Raw genomic sequence first — 20,872 nt, 5'->3', positions numbered from 1 at the left:
AATAAGTTTTGAGGAGGAGATCCAATGATTAATACAAAACCTCTACTTCAGATGAAAAATGTTACAAAATTCTTTCCAGGAGTAAAAGCTCTTGAAGATGTTAGTTTAGAAGCTTATAGTGGAGAAGTTTTAGCTCTACTTGGAGAGAATGGAGCAGGAAAATCTACTTTAATGAATATTTTAAGTGGAGTCTATTATAAAGATAGCGGAAGCATTATCATAGAGGGTTCTGAAGTAGATATAAGAGGGATAAAAGATGCAGAGAAACATGGAATAGCAATTATTCATCAAGAATTAAGTCTTCTTCCTAATTTAAGTATATGGAAAAATATATTCTTAGGTAATGAGGGATTTAATGGAATAACAAGAAGGATAAATAAAAAAGAATTAATAGAAAAATCAAAAAAATTGCTAGAAGATATTGGTTTCAATATTGATGTGGATACCTTAGTTAAAAATTTAAATATAGGAGAAAAACAGCTAATAGAGATTGCGAAAGCACTTTCTAAAAAATCTAAAATAATAATAATGGATGAGCCTACAACTGCATTAACAGATGTTGAAACAACTAATCTTTTCAAAGTAATTACCAAGCTAAAAAGCCAAAATATGAGCATCGTGTACATATCGCACAGAATGGATGAAATATTTCAAATATGTGACAGAATAACGGTTTTAAGAGATGGTAAATATATTGGTGAGGTTAAGACAAAAGATATTACTAAAGATGATTTAATATCAATGATGGTTGGTAGAAAACTAGAAGAACTTTATCCGTACAAGAAATCAGCTGAAGGACAAGCGATACTTAAAGTCGAAAACTTAAGCTTTAGTAAAAAGGTTAGCAATATTAGTTTTGAAGCAAAGAGCGGAGAAATCTTAGGGTTTTCGGGTCTCATGGGTTCAGGGCGAACAGAAATGGCTAAAACTATATTTGGAGAATATAAAAAATCTTCTGGTAAAATATTTGTTGATGGCTGCGAAGTTAATATTTGTTCACCTAAAGATTCTATTGAAAAAGGAATTTGCTACCTTTCCGAAGACAGAAAGAAAGAAGGTCTTATTTTAGGCATGTCAGTAGCTAACAATATGACCTTATCTAACCTTAAAAAATATGAAAATGGAGCTAAACGCATAAATAAAACAGAAGAAAGTAAAGCAGTAAATGAATATATAAAGAAACTTTCAATAAAGACGCCTAGTAGCGAGCAGTTAATCAAACATTTAAGTGGAGGAAATCAGCAAAAGGTTATTTTAGCTAAATGGATTATGCTTGCACCTAAAGTATTAATCATAGATGAACCAACTAGGGGAATAGACGTAGGCGCTAAGAAAGAAATCTATGAGGTTTTAAATGAATTAAAAGCTATGGGTAAAGCAATTATCATGATTTCATCTGATATGGCTGAAATACTTGGAATATGTGATAGAATTTTAGTTATGCACGAAGGAGAAATATCCGGTGAGCTGCATAGGGAAGAAGCTTCACAAGAATTAATAATGAAATATGCAGTAGGTATAAAGGATTAACAGTTTAAATGATATCCCTCACTCAGGAAGGAGCTTATATTATGAATGATAAATTGAAAAATTCACTTTTAAAGTATAAATCACTAATAGGTCTTTTGATATTATGTTTGGTAATATCAGTTATAACCCCTAGATTTTTAACCATACCAAATATTAAAAATGTATTTACACAAGTTTCAGTAAATGCAGTTATAGCTATAGGAATGTCTTTTGTAATTCTTACAGGAGGAATTGATTTATCAGTAGGGTCTATACTTGCAATCAGCGGTGCTGTAGCTGCAAGTATAATAAAGTCTACAGGCAACATTTATTTAGCAATAATAGTAGCTTTAGCCATTGGTTCTACAGTAGGTCTTATAAATGGTGTACTTATTTCAAAAGGTAAAATACAAGCATTTATAGTTACCTTAGCCACAATGACTATCTTTAGAGGCGTTACATATGTATATACAAATGGTACTCCTATTTCAGGGCTTGGAGAAAGCTTTTCTGTTATAGGTAATAAAACGGTTTTAGGACTACCAATTCCAGTTGTATTTACCATTATAGTATTTGGACTAGCATATTATATTTTAAGTCAAACTAGATATGGTAGATATCTTTATGCACTAGGTGGAAATGAAGATTCAGCAAGATTATCAGGTATTAATACAGATAAGATTAAAACACTTGTATACGTTATTTGTGGAGCAGCAGCGGCCTTAAGTGGAATAATTGTTACTAGTAGAATAGGCTCCGCTTCTCCAAATGCTGGAGTAGGCTTTGAATTAGATGCTATTTCAGCTGTTGTACTGGGTGGTACTAGTCTATCCGGGGGAGAAGGAAGTGTAGTAGGTACAATAATAGGTGCTTTAATAATAGGTGTACTTAATAACGGACTTAATCTTGTGAATGTATCACCTTTTTATCAAGCAATAATTAAAGGCTTAGTTATTTTACTAGCAGTAATTGTAGAAAAAAAGAACAAATAAAAATGTAGAGGATGGTTTAAATGAAAAAAGGAGCAAAATTAATATCACTAATACTATCAATTGCATTAATTATTGGAACTTTGGCTGCCTGTAGTTCACAAAAATCAGTAAAAGATGAAAAAAAAATTGGAATGGTGGTATCAACTCTTAATAACCCATTCTTTGTTTCACTAAAAGAAGGTGCCGAGAAGAGAGCAAAGGAACTAGGATATGAGGTTGTAGTCTTAGATTCCCAAAATGATGCCTCAAAGGAAAGGGCCAATGTAGAAGATTTAGTTCAATTGGGAATAACAACTTTAATTATCAATCCAACAGATAGCGACGCAGTTGTAAACTCAATAAAAGTTGCTAACGATAACAATGTAAAAGTTATTACAATAGATAGAAAATCCAATGGTGGAGAAGTTGTTTGTCATGTTGCCTCGGATAACATAAAAGGTGGAGAGCTGGCAGCAAAATTTATACTCCAAAAATTAAACGGTAAAAGAAACCTAGTGGAATTGCAGGGTATCCCAGGTTCTTCGGCTACGAGGGATAGAGGTGAAGGCTTCCACAATATAGTAGATAAAAAAGAAGGCGTTAAAGTTGTTGCTAGCCAAGCAGCAGATTTTGATAGACAGAAAGGATTAAATGTTACACAAAATGTTATTCAAGCCATACCTAAGTTCGATGCAGTATTTGCACATAATGATGAAATGGCATTAGGAGCTATAGAAGCAATTAAAGCAGAAAATAAAAATGTCATTATTGTAGGATTTGATGGTAATACGGATGCGATAACTGCAGTTCAACGTGGAGAAATGGCTGCTACTGTAGCACAAAAGCCTGATTTAATGGGATCAGTTGCAATAGACAATGCTATTAAAATCGGAAAAGGGGAAACAGTTCCAAAGGAGATTCCAGTAGGGCTTCAACTTTTTAAAAAGTAGTAATAAAAAGATTATTTCCCCAATGATAATAGAATAGAATACTAACATTAAATACTAGATTAAAAATCTAGTATTTAATAAAATTTGGAGGAGAATTATGGGTAATGTTACAATGAAAGATATAGCAGAAATGGCAGGAGTCTCAAAGGCCACAGTTTCCATGGTTATGAACAAAAAAGATGCTAGCATAAGTGAGAACACCAGGGAAAAGATTTTAAGAATTGCTAAAGAAATGAGTTATATTCCTAATTCCATAGCTCGAAGTCTTAGCACCAAGAAATCTGGTAGTATAGGAATTATACTTCCAGATATCACAAATCCGTTTTTTTCAGAAATGGCAAGAGCTATTGAGGATGAGGCAGAGAGATTAGAATATAATATAATAATATGTAATACAGACAATGATAAAGACAAAGAAGAAAAATATATTGAACTTCTTATAAGTAAGCTTATAGATGGTGTTATTTTTATGTCTGGAGGTAAAAGTAATGCTAGTATAACAATACTTAAAAATAACAATGTTCCTTTTGTATTGGTGGATAGATATATTGAAGGATATAAAGACGATTATGGTGTGTTTTGCTTAAACAAGCAAGGTGTAAAGAATGGCATTAAATACTTATATGAAAAGGGAAATCGTAAAATAGTTTTTGTAAAGGGACGAGAAAATTTAGAAATATCAAAACAAAGGGTAGAAGGCTATATTGAAGCAATGAAAGATTATGAAATATATGATGAAAAGTATATCTATGAAGGAGACTTTAATGTTGATGGTGGCATAATGGCTACTGAGAAAATAATACATTCTTTTAAGAATCTAGATGCTATTTTTTACAGTAATGATATGATGGCACTGGGGGGGATGAAAATTTTGTTAAGAAATGGCTATAAAATTCCAGAGGATATATCTGTTGTTGGATTTGATAATATTCATATATCTGAGGTTATTGAACCAGAGCTCACAACAATATCACAACCCATATATATAATGGGTAAAAAAGCATGTAGTATCTTAATAAACTTAATAAAAGGGGAGCTTCCCCCTGAAAAACAATTGTACTTTGAAACGAAACTTATAATTAGAGGAACTACATAAGTTTAATTTTTTATTAAGTATAATCTTAGATATTCGCGAAAATATTGTATATATTTCCTTGGAAATATAAGACAATATTTTCTTGATTTATTGCCCCACATAAACTTTTTAAAAAAAATATTAACCCATTAACATATTACTATTTTGTGATCTATAATTATTGAATTTATAGGAGTATTAAATTAATACTCACTTTTTTTAGGTGAAAGCAATTTAATAAAAAGTAAAAAATGTATCCATACGCATTGCAGCAAATAATGTACTTATCATTCATGAAATGTTAATATATCTGCCACTTAAATGCCATGGTATAACTTTATTATATATTTAAGGGATATATGCATTAAGATTCTAAAAAACATACAATTTTATTATGCTAATTTCTGCTTCCTCTGCGAACCTCCTTTTGCAGAGGAAGTTTTCATATTAATTTTATGTTTGGTAAAACATTTAAATTATGATTATTTGTAGTATTATATTATAATAGAAATTAGAAATTAATATTTTATTTAGAAATAAACTTGGTTTTTCACAAGCTTATAATAAAGGGGAAATTTATATGAATGAAACCATTTTAATAGTAGATGATGAAGAGAGAATTAGAAATCTTGTATCGATTTATTTAAGAAAAGAAAAGTACAATATTCTACAAGCAGAAAATGGAAGTGAAGCTGTAGATATATTTAATAAGAATAAAGTAGATTTGATTATCCTAGATGTAATGATGCCTATTATGGACGGGTGGGACGTATGCAAGGAAATAAGGAAAACCTCTAGTATACCCGTTATAATGCTCACGGCTAAATCTGAAGAAGATGACCAATTATTAGGATTTGAATTAGGCACAGACCATTATATTACAAAGCCTTTTGTTCCAAAACTATTAGTTGCCAAAGTAAAAGCCATTATACGAAGAACCTATGGCACTGAGGTATCTTCAAAGGTTGAAAATAGTTTTGATGGCTTAGTAGTTGATAATTTAAGCCATGAGGTTACCGTAGACAATATTGAAATTAATCTATCTCCGAAAGAATTTGAACTATTGAATTATTTTATAATTAATAAAAGAATAGTATTAAGTAGAGAAAAAATATTAGATGCATTATGGGGTATTGACTATTTTGGGGATTTAAGAACAGTGGATACTGTTATCAAAAGATTACGAGAAAAGTTAGGTGAAAAATCTTACCTTATAGCAACTATAAGGGGGGCGGGGTATAAATTTGAGGTGAAAAATGAAAAGTAAAAAGAGCATTATAACAAAACTTTTTGCTATAACCTCTATAGTTTTTGCAATTTTTATAACAACTAATTTAGTGGTTCAATCTGCATTTTTTGAACAGTTTTATATTAGATGGAAAAAGGACAATCTTCAAGATAACCTTGTAAAATTTAAAAACCAGTATGTTTTGCTTCAAAAGGAGGAAGATAAGTTTGGCTTAATTAGTTCCTTTGAAGAAGACAATACTTATAAAATAATTATTAGTGATAGTTTAGGAGCTTTAAAATATCTTACAAAAACAGCAGATGAAAAAAAAGACTCTAAGACAGTTATAATTATACACCAAATAATGTCTGATGAAATTGAAAATAATGGAGGTATTGATAAATTTAAAAAAGAAGGAAAACCAATGATTTTTATTACTAAAAAAAACCGTGATATGACAGTAAGTATAGCAGGCATATTGTATGATAAAAATACAGATGAAACTGTTTATGCTTTTTCTTCACTACAGCCAGTAAATGAAGCTGTTCAAGTTATAAAGGAATTTTACTTGTATTTTTATATAGGTGCCCTATTTACTATTCTACTTCTTTCTTTTATATACTCTAATATGATTGCAAAGCCCTTGATAAAAATAACTAAAACTGCATCCAAAATGGCAAAACTTGATTTCACAGAGAAATGTATAGTTAAAAGTGAAGATGAAATAGGTGCCTTGGCTACCTCACTTAACCTTCTGTCAGAAAATTTGAATGAATCATTAACCTCACTTAAAGATGCTAACTCACAACTAGAAAAGGATATTGAAAAAGAAAAAAAATTAACAGAAATGAGGAAAGATTTTGTAGCCGCAGTTTCTCATGAGCTTAAAACACCTATTACTCTTATAGAAGGGTATACACTAGCACTTAATGATGATGTTTTAGAAGGGGAAGAGAAACAATATTTCATTGATGTGATAATGGATGAATCTAGGAAAATGAACAGTTTAGTATCTGATATGTTGGATTTATCTCAACTAGAATCGGGAAATTTCAAATTGATTAAAGAAGATTTTCTTCTTCATGAACTAGTAAAATCAGTTACTAAGAAATTCACATCTCTACTTAACGAAAAGCATATTAAATTGGAATTGAATTTTGTGTGCGATATAAAGGTAAATGCAGATTGGAACAGAATAGAACAAGTAATAACAAATTATATGACTAATGCAATTAGGCATACTGCTGATGCTGGAACTATAATAGTAACTATGATAAATAGAGAAGATTCTATTTGTGTTGAAGTGGAGAATAGTGGAAATAAAATCGATATTTCTGAGACAAACAAGATATGGGATAATTTCTATAAAATAGATAAATCAAGGACTAGAAAGCTTGGAGGCACTGGTCTAGGCCTTTCAATAGTTAAAAATATAATGTTGCTTCATGATGGTAGCTGCGGAGTAGAAAACACAGAAAGGGGAGTTAAGTTCTATTTTATTTTGACAAAACAATAATAAAAAAATGGTATGTAAAATGATAAAATAAACACTTTACATATCATTTTTTTATGCTAATTTGCCACCTTTATTTCGCCTTGAATCATATCTTTATAGTATCCACCATTAACCATAAGTTCATCATGGTTGCCCACTTCCATAATTTCTCCATGTTTTAGCACAACTATTTTATCTGCATTCCTTATGGTTGATAATCTATGTGCAATAATAAGGGTAGTTCTATCCTGTGCCATTTCTTCAATTACCTTTTGTATTAACTTTTCAGTATGTGTATCTATATTTGCTGTAGCCTCATCTAATATAAATATAGATGGTGAATGAGCAAGAGCTCTAGAAAAGGATAAAAGCTGCTTTTGACCTGCAGAAAAGGTTGCTCCTCTTTCCATAACAGCAGAGTGAATTCCACCAGGTAGCTCATTTACAAAGTCTAAGGCACAAGTAGTTTTCAATGACTTAATTAGAATTTTTTCGCTTATATTATCATTTAATGTAACATTAGATTTTACATCTCCTGAAAATAAAAATACATCTTGGAGCACAACAGATATACGTTTTCTTAAGTCTCTCTTTTTTATACCATTAATATTAATTCCATCTATTAAAATCTCACCCTTTTGTATTTTATAAAATCCACTTATGAGGCTTATTATTGTGGTTTTTCCTGCTCCTGTTTCTCCTATAAAAGCAAATGTCTCTCCTTTTTTAACTTTAAAACAAACATTCTTTAATATCCAATTTGAACTATTATAGGAAAACCATACATTTTTAAATTCTATATCCCCCTGTAAATGTTCAATGCTCATACCCTCATCTAAATCTTCAAGTGAATCTTCTTCATCTAGGAGTTCAAATATTCGTTCAGCAGAAACCAATGCGGATTGAATAGTAGTATAGTTATCTGCAAGATCAGAAATTGGATTGAAAAATTGTTTTATATAAGTGGTAAAAGCGAAAAGTACGCCTATCTCTATTGTATGGTTTGCGATTTTGCTCATGGAGTACCATAATATAATTGCTACTGCAAGGCTTTGGAATATATCTGCTGCTGGTCTTAATATACTGTTCATTCTGACTTGAAATAATGTGCTTTTTAAATACTCTCCGTTTAATTTTAAAAATTCATCATTCTTTTCTTTTTCTCCTGCAAATATTTGTATGATTTTCATCCCTGAAATATTTTCAGCCATAAATCCATTAATTCTTCCTATTAGACTTTTCATTTTGGTGAAATTATTTCTGATCTTATTTTTTAATAAAAAAACAATTAAAAACATAATAGGAACAACAGAAAATGATATAAGAGCCAATTTTACATCGAGTGCAAGCATAGCATAAACAATACCTATAAGTAAGAAAACGTCTTTAAAAAGACTTATAATTACATCCGTATACATTTCGCTCATTGCTTCCACATCATTTGTTGCTCTTGTTATGAGTCTTCCAGAAGAAGTTTTATCAAGATAGGATAGTGGAAGAAATTGTATTGTTCTAAATACTCTGCTTCTTAAATTTCTCATAATTTCTTGACCGGATTTATTAATTAAATTCACTTGGGTAAAAGAAGATAAACCACCAATAGCAACAACAATAAAATATAGTATTCCCATAGATGTTATGGAGTATATACCATTTTGTGATACTTTCTTTATCAAAAAATCATCAATAACAAGCTTGAGTATATAAGGTTTTAAAAGTTCTGCAGCATTTACAATCGTCACACATAAGGCTGCTAAAATTATCTTATTAATATATGGTTTTGTTAAGGATAAAAGTCTTTTAAAACTATTGATTTTATGAAGCTTCCCATTGTGATTTTTTTTTCTGGTCTTCATATTGGGAGTTGTAGGTTTCATAGTATAGTCCTCCTTTCTTTATGAGTTCGTAATGAGTTCCACTTTCGCAGATCCTACCTTCATCCATGACTATAATAAAGTCAGCATGTTTTATTGTAGAAATTCTATGTGCAACAATTATTGTTGTTTTACCACTTCTCGATTTCTTTATATTTTTAAGCAATTTTGATTCAGTAATAGTATCAACTGCTGAAAGGGAGTCATCTAAAATCAGTATTGCTGGGTCGCGAATAATAGCCCTAGCTATAGAGATTCGTTGTTTTTCACCACCAGATAGATTAACACCACGTTCCTCAAGTACGGTGTCGAATCCCTTTGGAAAACCCATAATGCTTTCATATATTGAACTTATTTCTGCAGCTTTTTTAACGTTCTCATCTGTGTATATATCCTTAAAAAACTTTATATTTTCTTTAATTGACGCAGAAAACAAGAAGTTATCTTGTGGTACATAACCAATACTAGTTCTAAGTGTTTCTAGGGAATAGTCATTTATGTCTACTGAGTCAATAAATATTTCTTCTCCAGAAGAGATATAAAGCTTTAATAATAGGCTTATTAGGGTGGTTTTACCTGATCCTGTCTTTCCTGTGATACCAATGGTATACCCCTTTGGTATTTTAAGATTAATATTTTGAAGTGCTGTTTTATCAGACTCACTATAAGAAAAACTTAAATTCTTAAATTCTATTTCACCCTCAATTGCAGAGCTTATCATTTTAATTCCATCGAAAATTTTAGGGGTAACATTAAATACTTCTTCCAATCTCTTTATTGAGGCCATGCCCCTTTGAAGTATATTTATAACTCTTCCTATAGAAATTACAGGCCTCATGATCATAGTTAAATATCCATTAAAAGCTATAAAATCTCCGAGGGTTATACCTCCACTTAGCACCATGTTTCCGCCTATAATGAGATTTATAACAAAGCTTATACTGAATGAAATCTCAATTACGGGGGAAAGGGAAGATGATATCTTTACCATATTTATGTTGGAATTCATCATTGTATCATTTAATATTTCAAATTTCTCTGCCTCAGACTCCTCCTGAACATATGACTTTATTACTCGAATTCCATATATATTTTCTTGAACTCTACCAGATATAGAGGCGAAGTTTTCTTGAACCGTTCTAAATCTCTTTTGAACTAGTTTCCCAATTTTCAACATAAAAAATATGATAAAGGGAATTGGAATTAAAATCATCAAGGTGAATTTAAGACTTATAATCTTTGACATAGAATATATAGAAACACTAAAGATAGCAATACCATTTATTAGCATGGCTGTGGCTGGCCCCAAAGTCATTCTAACGGCAGAAATATCATTTATAGCATAAGCGATTAAATCTCCGGTTTTCCTTTTATTATAAAATTCTGAAGAAAGTTTTAGAAAGTGATTATATAATTTTTCACGAAGATGGCATTCAAGATTTCTAGCATTTACTATAATTTGATTTCGCCATACATAAGTGCTTATAAAAGTACCTAATGCAATTAAAAGTATATATACTATTTTAATTTTCACCTTATTAAAATCAAAATTATCGATTCTCAAAATATCAATGGTATTTCCTAAAACTCTAGGGAAAAACGATTGAATATAGGATGATAGTAGCATAAAGAGAATGCCAATAATATATGAAACCTTATGTTTTTTAATAAACTCTACTATTATGCTCTTTCCCATTTAATTCTCTCCTTTATAAATTTAATTAAAATAAGCACTTAACAGATTCTCTTATAATTAAATTACTGTTAATGGTTATACTTTCACAAGGTTTTTCAGGGTTATTAATCCTTTTTAAAAGTAGTTCAACTGCTATTTCACAGGAATATTCAATATTTAGATCCAAAGTTGTCAAGGTAGGTAGTGTTAGTGATGCCATTTCAGTATTTCCACTACTAATTATAGATATATCTTCTGGAACTTTAATTCCCTTTTTATAAAGGAGATTAATCAATTTCACAGCAATAAAGTCTCCTTGACATATTATTGCAGAAGGCCTATCTTTTGCAATAAGTAATTTCATTACTGATATTTCAAAATTCTCTTCGAAATCTTCCTCAATATATGTAAAAAATTCACTCCTAATAGGTATTTTATAGTCCTCAAGAGCAGAGGTTATTCCAAGTACCTTTTCTTTATTTCTAAATAAAATACTGCGCCTTCCTAAAAATCCAATATCCACATGACCTTTTTTAATTAAATACTCACATTGTTTATATCCTCCATTATTGAAATTAAACCAGACACTATCAACGTCACAGGAAGGAGAATATCCAGTATAAAAAATATGGTTTCTAATTTTTTGTTTTAAAAAACCAATATAATCGTCGTTAAATCTCCCAATAAAAATTATGCCATTAAAACTATTTTCTTTTAGTAATTTTAATGGAGGTTTCATTTCATCTTGGTTATTTTTATCAACGAATTCTGTGTGATATGATATATCCATATTTTGAAGAGCCCGCTGCATTCCCTGTATCATATAAGCAAAATTGCTATTGTCATGTGTAAGAGGCCTTTGATGAAGCACCAAAATTTTGTAAGAATTTTTCTTTATTGACTTTATATATCCCATTTCTTTTGCTTTAAGCATAATTTTTTCTCTTAATTCTTCCCCGACTCCAATTTTTCCCGATAGTGCCCTGCTTACAGATATAGCTGAGATATCTAAGGCAAAGGCTATATCTGATATTGTAATTTTATTACTCAAATAACTCGCCTCCAAATTTATGATCTAATACTATTATAAGTAAAATTGAGTTATAATACAACGTTTAAATAAAATAAAAACAACGTTACAAAATTTAATTTGTAACATTGTTTTTGTTTTATAAACTTATTTTCAAGTAATGCACATGCTCAGCTGACCAAGAATTTTTATAATATATATTCAAAGCCTCAAAAGAATGATGAGATACTAAAGGTTGTGAATCTCTAAACGAGGTAACAATAGTAGAGTGAAATATGTTCCCCTTATCATCTTCGAAAAATATCAAATCCCCTAATTCAAGAAGGCTAACATCATATATTTCAAGGCCTTTAATTCTACGAGATTTAGCTTGTTGATTAACTTTTAAAGTCCAATAAAGGGAATTCGCTACCGTCCAGGTAACAGACCAGGTATCATCCTTTGTGATGAAAGTATTAGCCTTATTGTACCACCATGGATGTGTACCATTAAATATCATAGGTGCTCCACCAGCTAGTAGACACTGAGATATAAAGTTTGCACAGTCCCCACTAGTCTCATTATTAATAAGAGGGAAGTATCTAAAGCTAGGATTGGGATGCAATGCAAAGGTCTTTGCATAATTAACAGCATTTATTCTTGAATATTGATTTGTTCTAAAAAGGTCCATGCTACTCTCCATAAAATTATTATTATTAAATTCTATGTTAAAACTATAGGTAATGTTCATAAAAAGCCAAAATTTATTCTATCCCAGCCACACTTACATTTAATAGTTTAATAATTTTAGGTCCTATAAAGTTATTATCCTTTTGAAGTTCTTTCGATAAATACATTTGTTTTTGCAGTTTTTTAATATTGCCTAAGGCTCTACATTTAAATAATGACAATGACGCAAATCGCCATGATACATGTTTAAAACACTATTATTAAATATCTTAACAGAATAAATAGGACATTACTACTACATGACTCGAATTGACATACAATAGCAATCATATACTAAATATGCAAACAAATCCATAAAATTGAAGTAGTGAATATTCATTGGAATGCAGCTTTATATCAAAGTATTAGCAAATTAGGGAATCAAATATTATGTTTATAATTTGATATATAAATTAATTTTGTGTATAATTTAAATATATTGAATATTGTAACAATTACAATATTCATTAATTATATAAATAGAGAGGGGTAATTTAATGAACAGAGACTATATTTTTTATGAATATACAAATAGTTTGTGTCCAGAATGCCTTCAAATAATCCCTGCAAAGGTTATTTTAAAGGAAAAAAGTGTCTACTTACTAAAATATTGTCCTACTCACGGAGAACAAATGGAGTTACTGGAGGAAGTAGCTGATTATCATTTAAAGAAAAAGCAATACGATAAACCAGGAACCCCAATGAAGGTTTATTCAAAAGTAGAAAAAGGATGCCCCTATGATTGCGGTACATCGGGAACATGCCCCCAACATGACCAACATGGGTGCATAGCATTAATAGAAATAACTACAAAGTGTAATCTTAGGTGTCCATTATGTTTTGCAAATGCAGGTGAAGGAGAGTTTTTTTCATTAGACCAAATAGAAAAAATGATGGACTTTTTTATAGATTCAGAATATGGTCAAGGTGAAATATTACAAATAAGTGGAGGAGAGCCAACTATTCATCCCAATATTATAGAAATTATAAGAATGGCTAAATCAAAGAACTTTAAATATGTAATGTTAAATACAAATGGAATAAGAATAGCTGAAGATGAAGAGTTCGCTAATCAGTTACAGCAGTTTGTAGGAGGTTTTGAAGTTTATCTTCAATTTGATGGCTTTAAGGAATCCACTTACAATACTTTAAGAGGTAAAAATCTTTTGCCTATTAAGAAAAAAGCTTTGGCAAATTTATTAAAATATAAAATTCCTACAACTTTGGTTTCTACAATTACTGCTGGAGTAAATGATGATGAAGTAGGTGAGATATTTACTTTTGGTATTAATACACCATATGTTCGTGGTATCAATTTTCAACCATCCGCTTTCTTTGGTAGAACTGACGGTATTGATAGGACTAATAGAATTACACTTTCAGGTATATTAAAGCGGATGGAGGCTCAATCTGCAGGAATGCTTAAAATGGATGACTTTATCCCACTTCCTTGCGACTCTGAAAGAGTAGCAATCACATATATGTACAAAACATCAAAGGGTGGATTTATACCAATAACAAGAAATGCAAAGATAAAGGATTATCTTCATCTTATTAATAATACTTTTGTATTTACTATTGAAGATGCGTTAAAAAATGCAGGTGGAAGCATTACTGATATAAAAACCACTTGTGAATGCTTCAAATTTCTAAAAGACTTTAGACAAATTGTCCCAATAAACTTTTTTATGAAATCAAAAGTAAAGAAGATGGAATATGTCGATGAAAACACATTTAGAGTAAGTGTAAGTTCGTTTGTAGATGCTTATAATTTTGATACAAGATCAATGCAAAAAGAATGTGTTCATGTGGTAACAAAAGATCTACGAAAGATACCATTTTCAGCTTATAACATTATTCATAGAAATGGGTGCATATAATGTTACAATTTAAAATCCCAGATGCATTCTCATTTATAATCCAGCTAATTATATGTATAAGTGTAGTAGGGCTATTTGTTTCAATTCTTATAGACTTTACATTATATACGAGAGATGATCATATTAAACGCGAAAAGAAGTCTATAGTAGAAACTGGTACAATGACATTATTTTTATTTGCTTTTTATTTGATTCTTATGACTAAAATAGGTATAGTTCCAATATATGACAATAACTTAAAACATATTGTTATTACCATAGGAACAATCGCAATTGTTTGTGGTTGTATTATGAATATAATTGGTAGATTTAATTTGGGTAGAAATTGGGCTAACCATATAAAAATATATGAAGAACATACCTTAGTTCAAAAGGGAATGTACAAAATAGTTAGGCATCCACTATACAGTTCCATTATGCTAATGTTCTATGGTGCAGTTTTAGTATATAGAAATATCTTATGTTTTCTGGCAGTTACATTTATATTTATACCTTTTATGTATTATAGGGCAAAGCAAGAAGAGACATTATTAATTCAGGCTTTTTCTGAATATAACGAATATAAAAAAAGAACAGGCATGTTTTTTCCTAAAATAATAAAAAAATAATGAGTAAGCTATCAGGATGATTTTAAATTATATGGAAGAAGGGATGATTATATGAAAGAGTGTAGACCTGTTGCGGTTTCTCATGCAGCATTCAATTTTTGTAAATATACAATGGCCTCAATATTTTGGCTAGCATTGATATTTCAAAATAAGTTATTAGTAGTATTAGGGTTTTCAATACTCATATTGTCAGCAATATTCAAAGTTAAGGATGCTCCTTTAGTCTTTCTTTATACTCATACAATTAATAGGATATATCCATCTAAGATTGAAATTTTAGATGAAAAAGCAGTTTGTTTTGCTCATATAGTAGGAGCAACAATGTCTGGAATAGCGCTCATGTTTCTATATTTTATCCATCCTTTAATAGGTTGGATATTAACCGGTGTATTGGCCATTTTAAAGACATCAGCATCTTTTGGATTTTGTGGTGCTATGAAACTTTATAGTTGTCTTAATAACCCCAAGGGACAATGCTGCAGAATTGGTAAAAAAGTAAAACAGTGTAAGATAAAATAGGATAGGGTGTGAAATGATGTTTAGTCAAAATGGTTTGTTTAAATCTCTACCTTTTCCAATAACACCTACTCCAAATGAAGCCTGGGGTATAAAGCCTGTGCTTTTTAAAATAGGTAACTTTCCCATTGAAGCCTACCCGGTAATGTTATTTTTAGCACTACTGGCAGGGATTTCAATATATATATGGCAGCTTAGAAAAGATGGTATTAAAAGTTCAAATGCTTTTTACATTGCCTTATTTGGTATAGTTGGTGGAACGATAGGTGCAAAATTACCACTTATATTTATGTACTGGGATAAAATTAACTCTAATGCTAACTCGCTTAATGCTGTGCTACAAGGGAGAACTATTGTTGGTGGATTAATTGGTGGAATGGTTAGCATATTAATAGCAAAGCGAATATTTAATATAAAGGAGAGAATGGGCAATCAATTAGCTATCCCAATTGCAGTAGCCATGGCAATCGGAAGAGTAGGGTGTGTACTCAGAGGTTGTTGTTATGGGAAGGAAACATATTTACCATGGGGCATTGATTTTGGTGATCATATATTAAGACATCCTACTCAAATATATGAAATAATATTTGATCTTGCTATGGCAATTTATTTATCTATTAGGAAAAGAAAAGGAGTAAGACCAGGACAACTTTACTCTATTTTTTTAAATGGTTATCTTAGTTTCAGATTCTTCTTAGAATTTATACGAGTTGAGAAAGTATCTTTTATTTTTCTAACAGACTTTCAGATACTTTGTATAGTAGGATTAATCTTTATTAACAGGAAGTATTTATTTTCTAGATTTATGAGAAGGGAAGTGTAGCAATATGAGTAATGAAAATCCTGAAAATCAAAAATCTAACAACAACTTAAATGTACAAGATTTTTTAAATTATAAAGAACCTAGTTTTAATACACTGCCTAAAAAAAGTCCTTGGGGGGATATCTTTTTAGGTTTAGGATTATCTGTTTTACTTATTATAACCATGGTGGCGACACTCTATATTGGAAAAGCAGGAATAGTTTCTATTATTTCGTTAATTTTAATATCTAGTTCAACATTTTTGTCAGTTAGGTTTATACGACGAACACACCCAATAGCGGGTAAAATACTTCTTGCAATAGTCATACCTATAACATTGATATTCTTACTTTTTGGTGCATGTTTTGTGTCTTTAAATGGATTATAAAATAGGTGCCACTAAATTATTATCACTGATACAATAATATTTAATAAGAAGTGAAAAATTAGCTATTAAAAATAAAACCAGCAGGAGATAACTCTGCTGGTTTTATTCATGTACCTTTAATCAGTCAAAAATACGTATCACCTTATTAGTGCATATAATCATTGGATTTAATACAAAATCGAAGTCTATTGACATGGATGCAATTATTCTTGAATCAGCTAAATTTAAAATAGTACCAAATGATTAATCTGCCTATCCCACCTTTTTAGTAGGAGTAGTTAAAAATACTTACTTGTAGTCTACCTCCGATATAAAATACACTAACTTACCTTTTCGGGTGGATAGGCAAAAATACCTATACTAAAAGTTATAAGGATAGTTCACAGTATAGTTCACAATTACCTAGAAATACAACAAAATTAACCAATATATAACCTAGCGATGCAATTAATGAATGCTTTGATATCAATAGGAAATGGCAAGAAAGAAAACCCAAAGATACCCTAACGGCGGGTCGTCGTCATGATCTCGGCCTTAAATCGGACGGCACGGTGGTTGCTGTGGGTGATAATGAATATGGTCAATGCGATGTAAGAGGTTGGGGTGGCATTCAACTGCCCGCAAATTAGTTTCAATATTAATAATACATATAATATTGAAAGACATGCGCCAATTTACCTCACATGGCTTATATTTTATGTCTCTACCTCTTTTTGAATATAAAATTATATATATTACTGAACATATTTTCAGTACTTAATAATTTATATTATATATTATTAACTGTTAATTTATAAAAATTATAATTATAACCACTAACAAAACCATTCAATATAATAAAAGTTATATTGAATGGTTTTGTTTTTACTTTAAATCCCGCTTTTTTACTAATTTTATATGTATTTTTTAAAAATATATGGTATACTTGTATTGTAAACATTAAGTATACAAATATAAACTTACTGTTTTCAATAGTATACATAAGTTTACAATATAATATCATCGTATTATTTTAAATAATTTTTAACAATTTATATAAAAAAAAGAATAAAACTAAATATACTAGCAAATATAGTCTTTTGAAATATTTTAAACAGGCAGAAGTTAATTTATAAGTTAAAATGCTATTTATTTATGATAGAAGTTGAATTTAGCCTATAATCTGCGCCAAATACTAGTATCAGAGAGGAAGTTAACAATGGATGCAATATTAAGTGTAAGAATAAGTGATGAATTAAAGCAAAAATTTAATGAACTCGCTCAGAGTGAAGGAATAAACAATAAGGAACTCATGGAACAAGTAGTTAAATACTACGAATTAAATAGAGCAAGAGAAGAAGACAGTAATATGTCCGAGGATATAAAAGAGTTACAGACAATAACCAGTAGAATTGCGGATATTTATATAAACATAGTGGAAAGAAATAATATTAAAGCCTTAGAGGTAAAAAACATTCATAGAAATGAGCTAATAGACAGTAATAAGGATACTGAAAAACTAAAAGAGGAAGTTACATTCATTAAAGAAGAAAATAAGAAAATAATAACACTGGAAAAAGAGCAATCAGATGCGAAAGGTATAATTAAAGAACTACAAGAAAATATTAAGAGCTTGAAGAGCCTTAATAATATGCAAGAAGAAAAAATAATAAAGCTAACAGATAACATTGAAAAGTACATTAAATATAAAGATGAGATTATAAAACTTAAAATAGACTTAGAAGGATCAATAAATGAAAATATGCAATTGAAAAATGAATTGTCAAGTAAAAATAGTGAATCAGCTAGATTGATTAACAATATAGAAGAGCTAGTGCAAATGAATAAAAATAAAATAGAGGATCTTCAAATTAAAACTAAGCAGGATATTGAAATGCAGAAGGAGCGAACAAGCTTCGAAAAGGACAAAGAACTTTTAAAATTAAAAGAGGAACAACAATTTAAGATACAAGAATTGCAAGAAAGATTTAATGAGAGAGTTGTTAATTTATTAAAAGAAAAAGAGGAAGCAGCGGAAAATTATAAAAATACTATTTTACAAATGGATAAAAAGGAAATAGAGCCAACTGTTATTGAAAAAAGCAAGAATCAGGTATAATATAATAATTATCACAATCTAGAGGTATTTATGGTATTGCAGCGATTTACATGTATTTAGCGTGTATCGGTATTACATAAAAGCATACATTAAATAAATAATGTATATATATAATGCAGGTAAGTAGATATGTGAAGGAGTTGTTTTTATGAGTTTATATATGTTTATTGCATCTGATTTTTCAATGCCATTTGTAGATAATATCAAAACAAAATATTTTAAATTTAAAGAAGGAGTTAAAATTGATGTTGATGACGAGGGAATAATTTATTATTATACAAATGATAGAGATAGAAATTCCCCTGATTTATTAATACCTTGTCATCCTGAGGAAGCAGATACCATTGTTGCTGATTCAGAAGAAAGCCTTCAGGAAATACAAATCTCTAAAGGTCTAAAATGTGATTATATTGAATGGTATACAAATAAAAGCAATATATATACATTGGATTGGAGATATACAGATAAAAGAGCAAATGACTTGATTAATTATTTTAAAGATAATATGAAGGTAGGATATGAAGTAGAATTGTGGTCCACTTGGATGGATGAATGTAAAAAACCAACTATATACTACTATGATATTGATAGTTTAAAAGTTGTAGATATAGAGAAAGTATTTAATAGTTTGGCGTTTGATGAACCCCGATGTATGGTTATATCAAAAACTGTTTAATTGTAATTGTTAAAAATGTTAAGTGGTGAATTTATGCGATCATAGAATGGGATTGTAACCCCATCTTTCTCAAATATCGTTACATATTAAATTAAACAATTATTATTTTTAGTGGAAATATTGAAATAATAAGATATACAAAGGAGCTAAAAATCTAGAGGTGGGTATTTAATCTTTTCGTGGTTTATTTCAACAGAAACATTTTGCTTATTATAAACAGCACATAATATATTGTATTTAAAAGAATCTGACGAGGGGCTATACCAGTAAGAATACATATAATTTGAATCATCTTTATATACTACGTCAATATTATAACCAGATTGTTTATAATCTTTAAATATTTTTTTAGATTGAATATTTTCCTTGTCAATTCCTTGAAGGATTAGATATTTTTCAAAGTTTTTTTTCTGCTAAATGTTTTTGAATTGGAAAAGAATATACTGTGTAACTTGTTAAAAGCATAAAAATAGCTATAATTAAACCTCTTTTGTACATTTTTAACAACCACCTTTTCCCTTTGTTATAACTATAGTATCATAAAAAATTAAAAACAAGTATGGTTCATGCCAACCTTTGATGTTCTCCACCCAAAAGCAAAATACCTCTTTCACCAACTTCTTTGGATTATGGACCGGATTTATTGCCATTATTTCTCTAATTATTTGAGTACCTTTGTAAAAACAACGGTATCTTTTATTGCTATCCCAGCATCATTAAGTTCAACTTCTATGAGGGCAATCTCACTTAATTTCCCAGAAGTTTTGTTTGAGTTATTGATATAATAACTAAATGCTTGTATCATATTATCATCACTTAATCTGCTTGCGATTGTGCAATGTGGACTCCACTTGCCAGGAAGATAAAATGATTCTTTATTTTCATTAAATTCTTTAAAATAGGTATGATGGTTACTATGGAAATCAAGTAATTCAGTTGATAAGGTCGGTGCAAGAAATAAAGTTCCAGTGTTAATAAAAGTACCTAATATATTTAGAGATATGTCTATTTTTGGCTTGTCCGCATAGAATTTATTAAGTAAGTCCACAAATATATCTTTCTCTAAATTATCATAATCAGCAATAGTAATATGTGGTCTATTGCCTTTTTTCTTTACACCATATTGTGTAATATTAGTTTCACTTAAATACTTCCATATTTTTTTGAATTCTGACAATTGCAATGGTGATGATTTTCACTATACCACTATTGAAGATTTCGCCACGCACTCTCGTGACTTCAGTCATGAGTTAGTGGCATTAAGTATTATTGTATAAAATATAAGTAAATTATACATACTAAGTGTTGATACCACTGCGTTTAAATGGTATAATTAACTTATAGAAAGAAGGTGAATTTATCTATGTTAAAAGGATTTAAATATAGAAT

Annotated in this window: 20 protein-coding genes and 1 pseudogene; 14 read left to right on the top strand and 7 right to left on the bottom strand. The window is 29.8% G+C overall.

Going from position 1 to position 20,872, the window contains the following annotated elements:
- The first annotated feature begins 24 nt into the window (after positions 1–24).
- The 6 genes from KPL51_RS12580 to KPL51_RS12555 all read left to right on the top strand — a co-directional run bounded on the left by KPL51_RS12580 (position 25) and on the right by KPL51_RS12555 (position 7,249).
- Positions 25–1,530, top strand: a complete 1,506-nt coding sequence (locus tag KPL51_RS12580) for a sugar ABC transporter ATP-binding protein (RefSeq protein ID WP_216161926.1) — start codon at positions 25–27, stop codon at positions 1,528–1,530.
- Between the two features lie 41 nt (positions 1,531–1,571).
- Positions 1,572–2,501, top strand: a complete 930-nt coding sequence (locus KPL51_RS12575; RefSeq protein ID WP_216161922.1) for an ABC transporter permease subunit — start codon at positions 1,572–1,574, stop codon at positions 2,499–2,501.
- A gap of 20 nt (positions 2,502–2,521) precedes the next feature.
- A complete protein-coding gene (gene rbsB, locus KPL51_RS12570) occupies positions 2,522–3,430 on the top strand; it encodes a ribose ABC transporter substrate-binding protein RbsB (protein WP_216161918.1) in 909 nt (302 codons plus the stop codon).
- 97 nt (positions 3,431–3,527) lie between these two features.
- Positions 3,528–4,526, top strand: a complete 999-nt coding sequence (locus tag KPL51_RS12565) for a LacI family DNA-binding transcriptional regulator (protein WP_216161915.1) — start codon at positions 3,528–3,530, stop codon at positions 4,524–4,526.
- 559 nt (positions 4,527–5,085) lie between these two features.
- The gene (locus KPL51_RS12560) at positions 5,086–5,772 is read left to right on the top strand and encodes a response regulator transcription factor (RefSeq protein ID WP_216161912.1); all 687 of its coding nucleotides are present in this window, start codon (positions 5,086–5,088) and stop codon (positions 5,770–5,772) included.
- Entirely contained in the window at positions 5,762–7,249 is a 1,488-nt protein-coding gene (locus tag KPL51_RS12555; RefSeq protein ID WP_216161909.1) for a sensor histidine kinase, read from the top strand. Before KPL51_RS12560 ends, KPL51_RS12555 begins: the two co-directional genes overlap by 11 nt.
- Positions 7,250–7,305: 56 nt before the next feature.
- Here the strand turns inward: KPL51_RS12555 and KPL51_RS12550 are convergent, their stop codons facing one another.
- The 5 genes from KPL51_RS12550 to KPL51_RS12530 all read right to left on the bottom strand — a co-directional run bounded on the left by KPL51_RS12550 (position 7,306) and on the right by KPL51_RS12530 (position 12,697).
- Complete coding sequence (locus KPL51_RS12550) at positions 7,306–9,105, bottom strand: ABC transporter ATP-binding protein (protein WP_216161906.1); 1,800 nt, start codon at positions 9,103–9,105, stop codon at positions 7,306–7,308.
- Positions 9,044–10,798 (bottom strand): ABC transporter ATP-binding protein, encoded by a 1,755-nt coding sequence (locus KPL51_RS12545; RefSeq protein ID WP_216161903.1) that lies wholly within the window; start codon positions 10,796–10,798, stop codon positions 9,044–9,046. Before KPL51_RS12545 ends, KPL51_RS12550 begins: the two co-directional genes overlap by 62 nt.
- Before the next feature lie 25 nt (positions 10,799–10,823).
- A complete protein-coding gene (locus tag KPL51_RS12540; RefSeq protein WP_216161899.1) occupies positions 10,824–11,828 on the bottom strand; it encodes a LacI family DNA-binding transcriptional regulator in 1,005 nt (334 codons plus the stop codon).
- 118 nt (positions 11,829–11,946) lie between these two features.
- Positions 11,947–12,477 (bottom strand): amidase domain-containing protein, encoded by a 531-nt coding sequence (locus tag KPL51_RS12535; protein WP_216161896.1) that lies wholly within the window; start codon positions 12,475–12,477, stop codon positions 11,947–11,949.
- 73 nt (positions 12,478–12,550) lie between these two features.
- On the bottom strand, positions 12,551–12,697 hold the full coding sequence (locus KPL51_RS12530) for a hypothetical protein (protein ID WP_216161893.1): 147 nt from the start codon (positions 12,695–12,697) through the stop codon (positions 12,551–12,553).
- A 315-nt stretch (positions 12,698–13,012) separates the two neighbouring features.
- Between KPL51_RS12530 and KPL51_RS12525 the strand changes: the two genes are divergently transcribed.
- The 8 genes from KPL51_RS12525 (at position 13,013) to KPL51_RS12490 (ending at position 19,483) form a co-directional block, all read left to right on the top strand.
- A complete protein-coding gene (locus KPL51_RS12525; RefSeq protein WP_216161889.1) occupies positions 13,013–14,395 on the top strand; it encodes a radical SAM protein in 1,383 nt (460 codons plus the stop codon).
- A complete protein-coding gene (locus KPL51_RS12520) occupies positions 14,395–15,003 on the top strand; it encodes a methyltransferase family protein (RefSeq protein ID WP_216161886.1) in 609 nt (202 codons plus the stop codon). The genes KPL51_RS12525 and KPL51_RS12520 overlap by 1 nt, the downstream gene beginning before the upstream one ends.
- Positions 15,004–15,054: 51 nt before the next feature.
- A complete protein-coding gene (locus KPL51_RS12515) occupies positions 15,055–15,522 on the top strand; it encodes a DUF4395 family protein (protein WP_216161882.1) in 468 nt (155 codons plus the stop codon).
- A 16-nt stretch (positions 15,523–15,538) separates the two neighbouring features.
- Positions 15,539–16,342 (top strand): prolipoprotein diacylglyceryl transferase, encoded by an 804-nt coding sequence (locus KPL51_RS12510; protein WP_216161878.1) that lies wholly within the window; start codon positions 15,539–15,541, stop codon positions 16,340–16,342.
- A gap of 4 nt (positions 16,343–16,346) precedes the next feature.
- A complete protein-coding gene (locus KPL51_RS12505; protein ID WP_216161875.1) occupies positions 16,347–16,709 on the top strand; it encodes a hypothetical protein in 363 nt (120 codons plus the stop codon).
- A 446-nt stretch (positions 16,710–17,155) separates the two neighbouring features.
- Positions 17,156–17,338 (top strand): RCC1-like domain-containing protein, encoded by a 183-nt coding sequence (locus KPL51_RS24305; RefSeq protein WP_312888630.1) that lies wholly within the window; start codon positions 17,156–17,158, stop codon positions 17,336–17,338.
- 569 nt (positions 17,339–17,907) lie between these two features.
- On the top strand, positions 17,908–18,807 hold the full coding sequence (locus KPL51_RS12495; RefSeq protein WP_216161872.1) for a hypothetical protein: 900 nt from the start codon (positions 17,908–17,910) through the stop codon (positions 18,805–18,807).
- 148 nt (positions 18,808–18,955) lie between these two features.
- Positions 18,956–19,483, top strand: a complete 528-nt coding sequence (locus KPL51_RS12490) for a hypothetical protein (protein ID WP_216161869.1) — start codon at positions 18,956–18,958, stop codon at positions 19,481–19,483.
- A 146-nt stretch (positions 19,484–19,629) separates the two neighbouring features.
- On the opposite strand, the pseudogene KPL51_RS24510 reads toward KPL51_RS12490, so the two are convergent.
- Together KPL51_RS24510 and KPL51_RS12480 are read right to left on the bottom strand one after the other, a co-directional pair.
- Positions 19,630–19,881: pseudogene (locus KPL51_RS24510) on the bottom strand (DUF3139 domain-containing protein); the annotation flags it as partial.
- Between the two features lie 263 nt (positions 19,882–20,144).
- Positions 20,145–20,660, bottom strand: a complete 516-nt coding sequence (locus KPL51_RS12480; protein WP_216161866.1) for a 2'-5' RNA ligase family protein — start codon at positions 20,658–20,660, stop codon at positions 20,145–20,147.
- Between the last annotated feature and the right edge of the window lie 212 nt (positions 20,661–20,872).

The organism is Clostridium bowmanii, assembly GCF_018861315.1.
Taxonomy (GTDB): domain Bacteria; phylum Bacillota; class Clostridia; order Clostridiales; family Clostridiaceae; genus Clostridium_AD; species Clostridium_AD bowmanii.
This window is presented reverse-complemented; position numbering and strand designations above follow the sequence as displayed.

Bases quoted from the DNA above. Each gene is read 5' to 3' on its own strand.
- KPL51_RS12580 (WP_216161926.1), top strand. From the start codon at position 25: ATGATTAATACAAAACCTCTACTTCAGATGAAAAATGTTACAAAATTC.
- KPL51_RS12575 (WP_216161922.1), top strand. From the start codon at position 1,572: ATGAATGATAAATTGAAAAATTCACTTTTAAAGTATAAATCACTAATA.
- rbsB (WP_216161918.1), top strand. From the start codon at position 2,522: ATGAAAAAAGGAGCAAAATTAATATCACTAATACTATCAATTGCATTA.
- KPL51_RS12565 (WP_216161915.1), top strand. From the start codon at position 3,528: ATGGGTAATGTTACAATGAAAGATATAGCAGAAATGGCAGGAGTCTCA.
- KPL51_RS12560 (WP_216161912.1), top strand. From the start codon at position 5,086: ATGAATGAAACCATTTTAATAGTAGATGATGAAGAGAGAATTAGAAAT.
- KPL51_RS12555 (WP_216161909.1), top strand. From the start codon at position 5,762: ATGAAAAGTAAAAAGAGCATTATAACAAAACTTTTTGCTATAACCTCT.
- KPL51_RS12550 (WP_216161906.1), bottom strand. From the start codon at position 9,105: ATGAAACCTACAACTCCCAATATGAAGACCAGAAAAAAAAATCACAAT.
- KPL51_RS12545 (WP_216161903.1), bottom strand. From the start codon at position 10,798: ATGGGAAAGAGCATAATAGTAGAGTTTATTAAAAAACATAAGGTTTCA.
- KPL51_RS12535 (WP_216161896.1), bottom strand. From the start codon at position 12,477: ATGGACCTTTTTAGAACAAATCAATATTCAAGAATAAATGCTGTTAAT.
- KPL51_RS12525 (WP_216161889.1), top strand. From the start codon at position 13,013: ATGAACAGAGACTATATTTTTTATGAATATACAAATAGTTTGTGTCCA.
- KPL51_RS12520 (WP_216161886.1), top strand. From the start codon at position 14,395: ATGTTACAATTTAAAATCCCAGATGCATTCTCATTTATAATCCAGCTA.
- KPL51_RS12515 (WP_216161882.1), top strand. From the start codon at position 15,055: ATGAAAGAGTGTAGACCTGTTGCGGTTTCTCATGCAGCATTCAATTTT.
- KPL51_RS12510 (WP_216161878.1), top strand. From the start codon at position 15,539: ATGTTTAGTCAAAATGGTTTGTTTAAATCTCTACCTTTTCCAATAACA.
- KPL51_RS12505 (WP_216161875.1), top strand. From the start codon at position 16,347: ATGAGTAATGAAAATCCTGAAAATCAAAAATCTAACAACAACTTAAAT.
- KPL51_RS12495 (WP_216161872.1), top strand. From the start codon at position 17,908: ATGGATGCAATATTAAGTGTAAGAATAAGTGATGAATTAAAGCAAAAA.
- KPL51_RS12490 (WP_216161869.1), top strand. From the start codon at position 18,956: ATGAGTTTATATATGTTTATTGCATCTGATTTTTCAATGCCATTTGTA.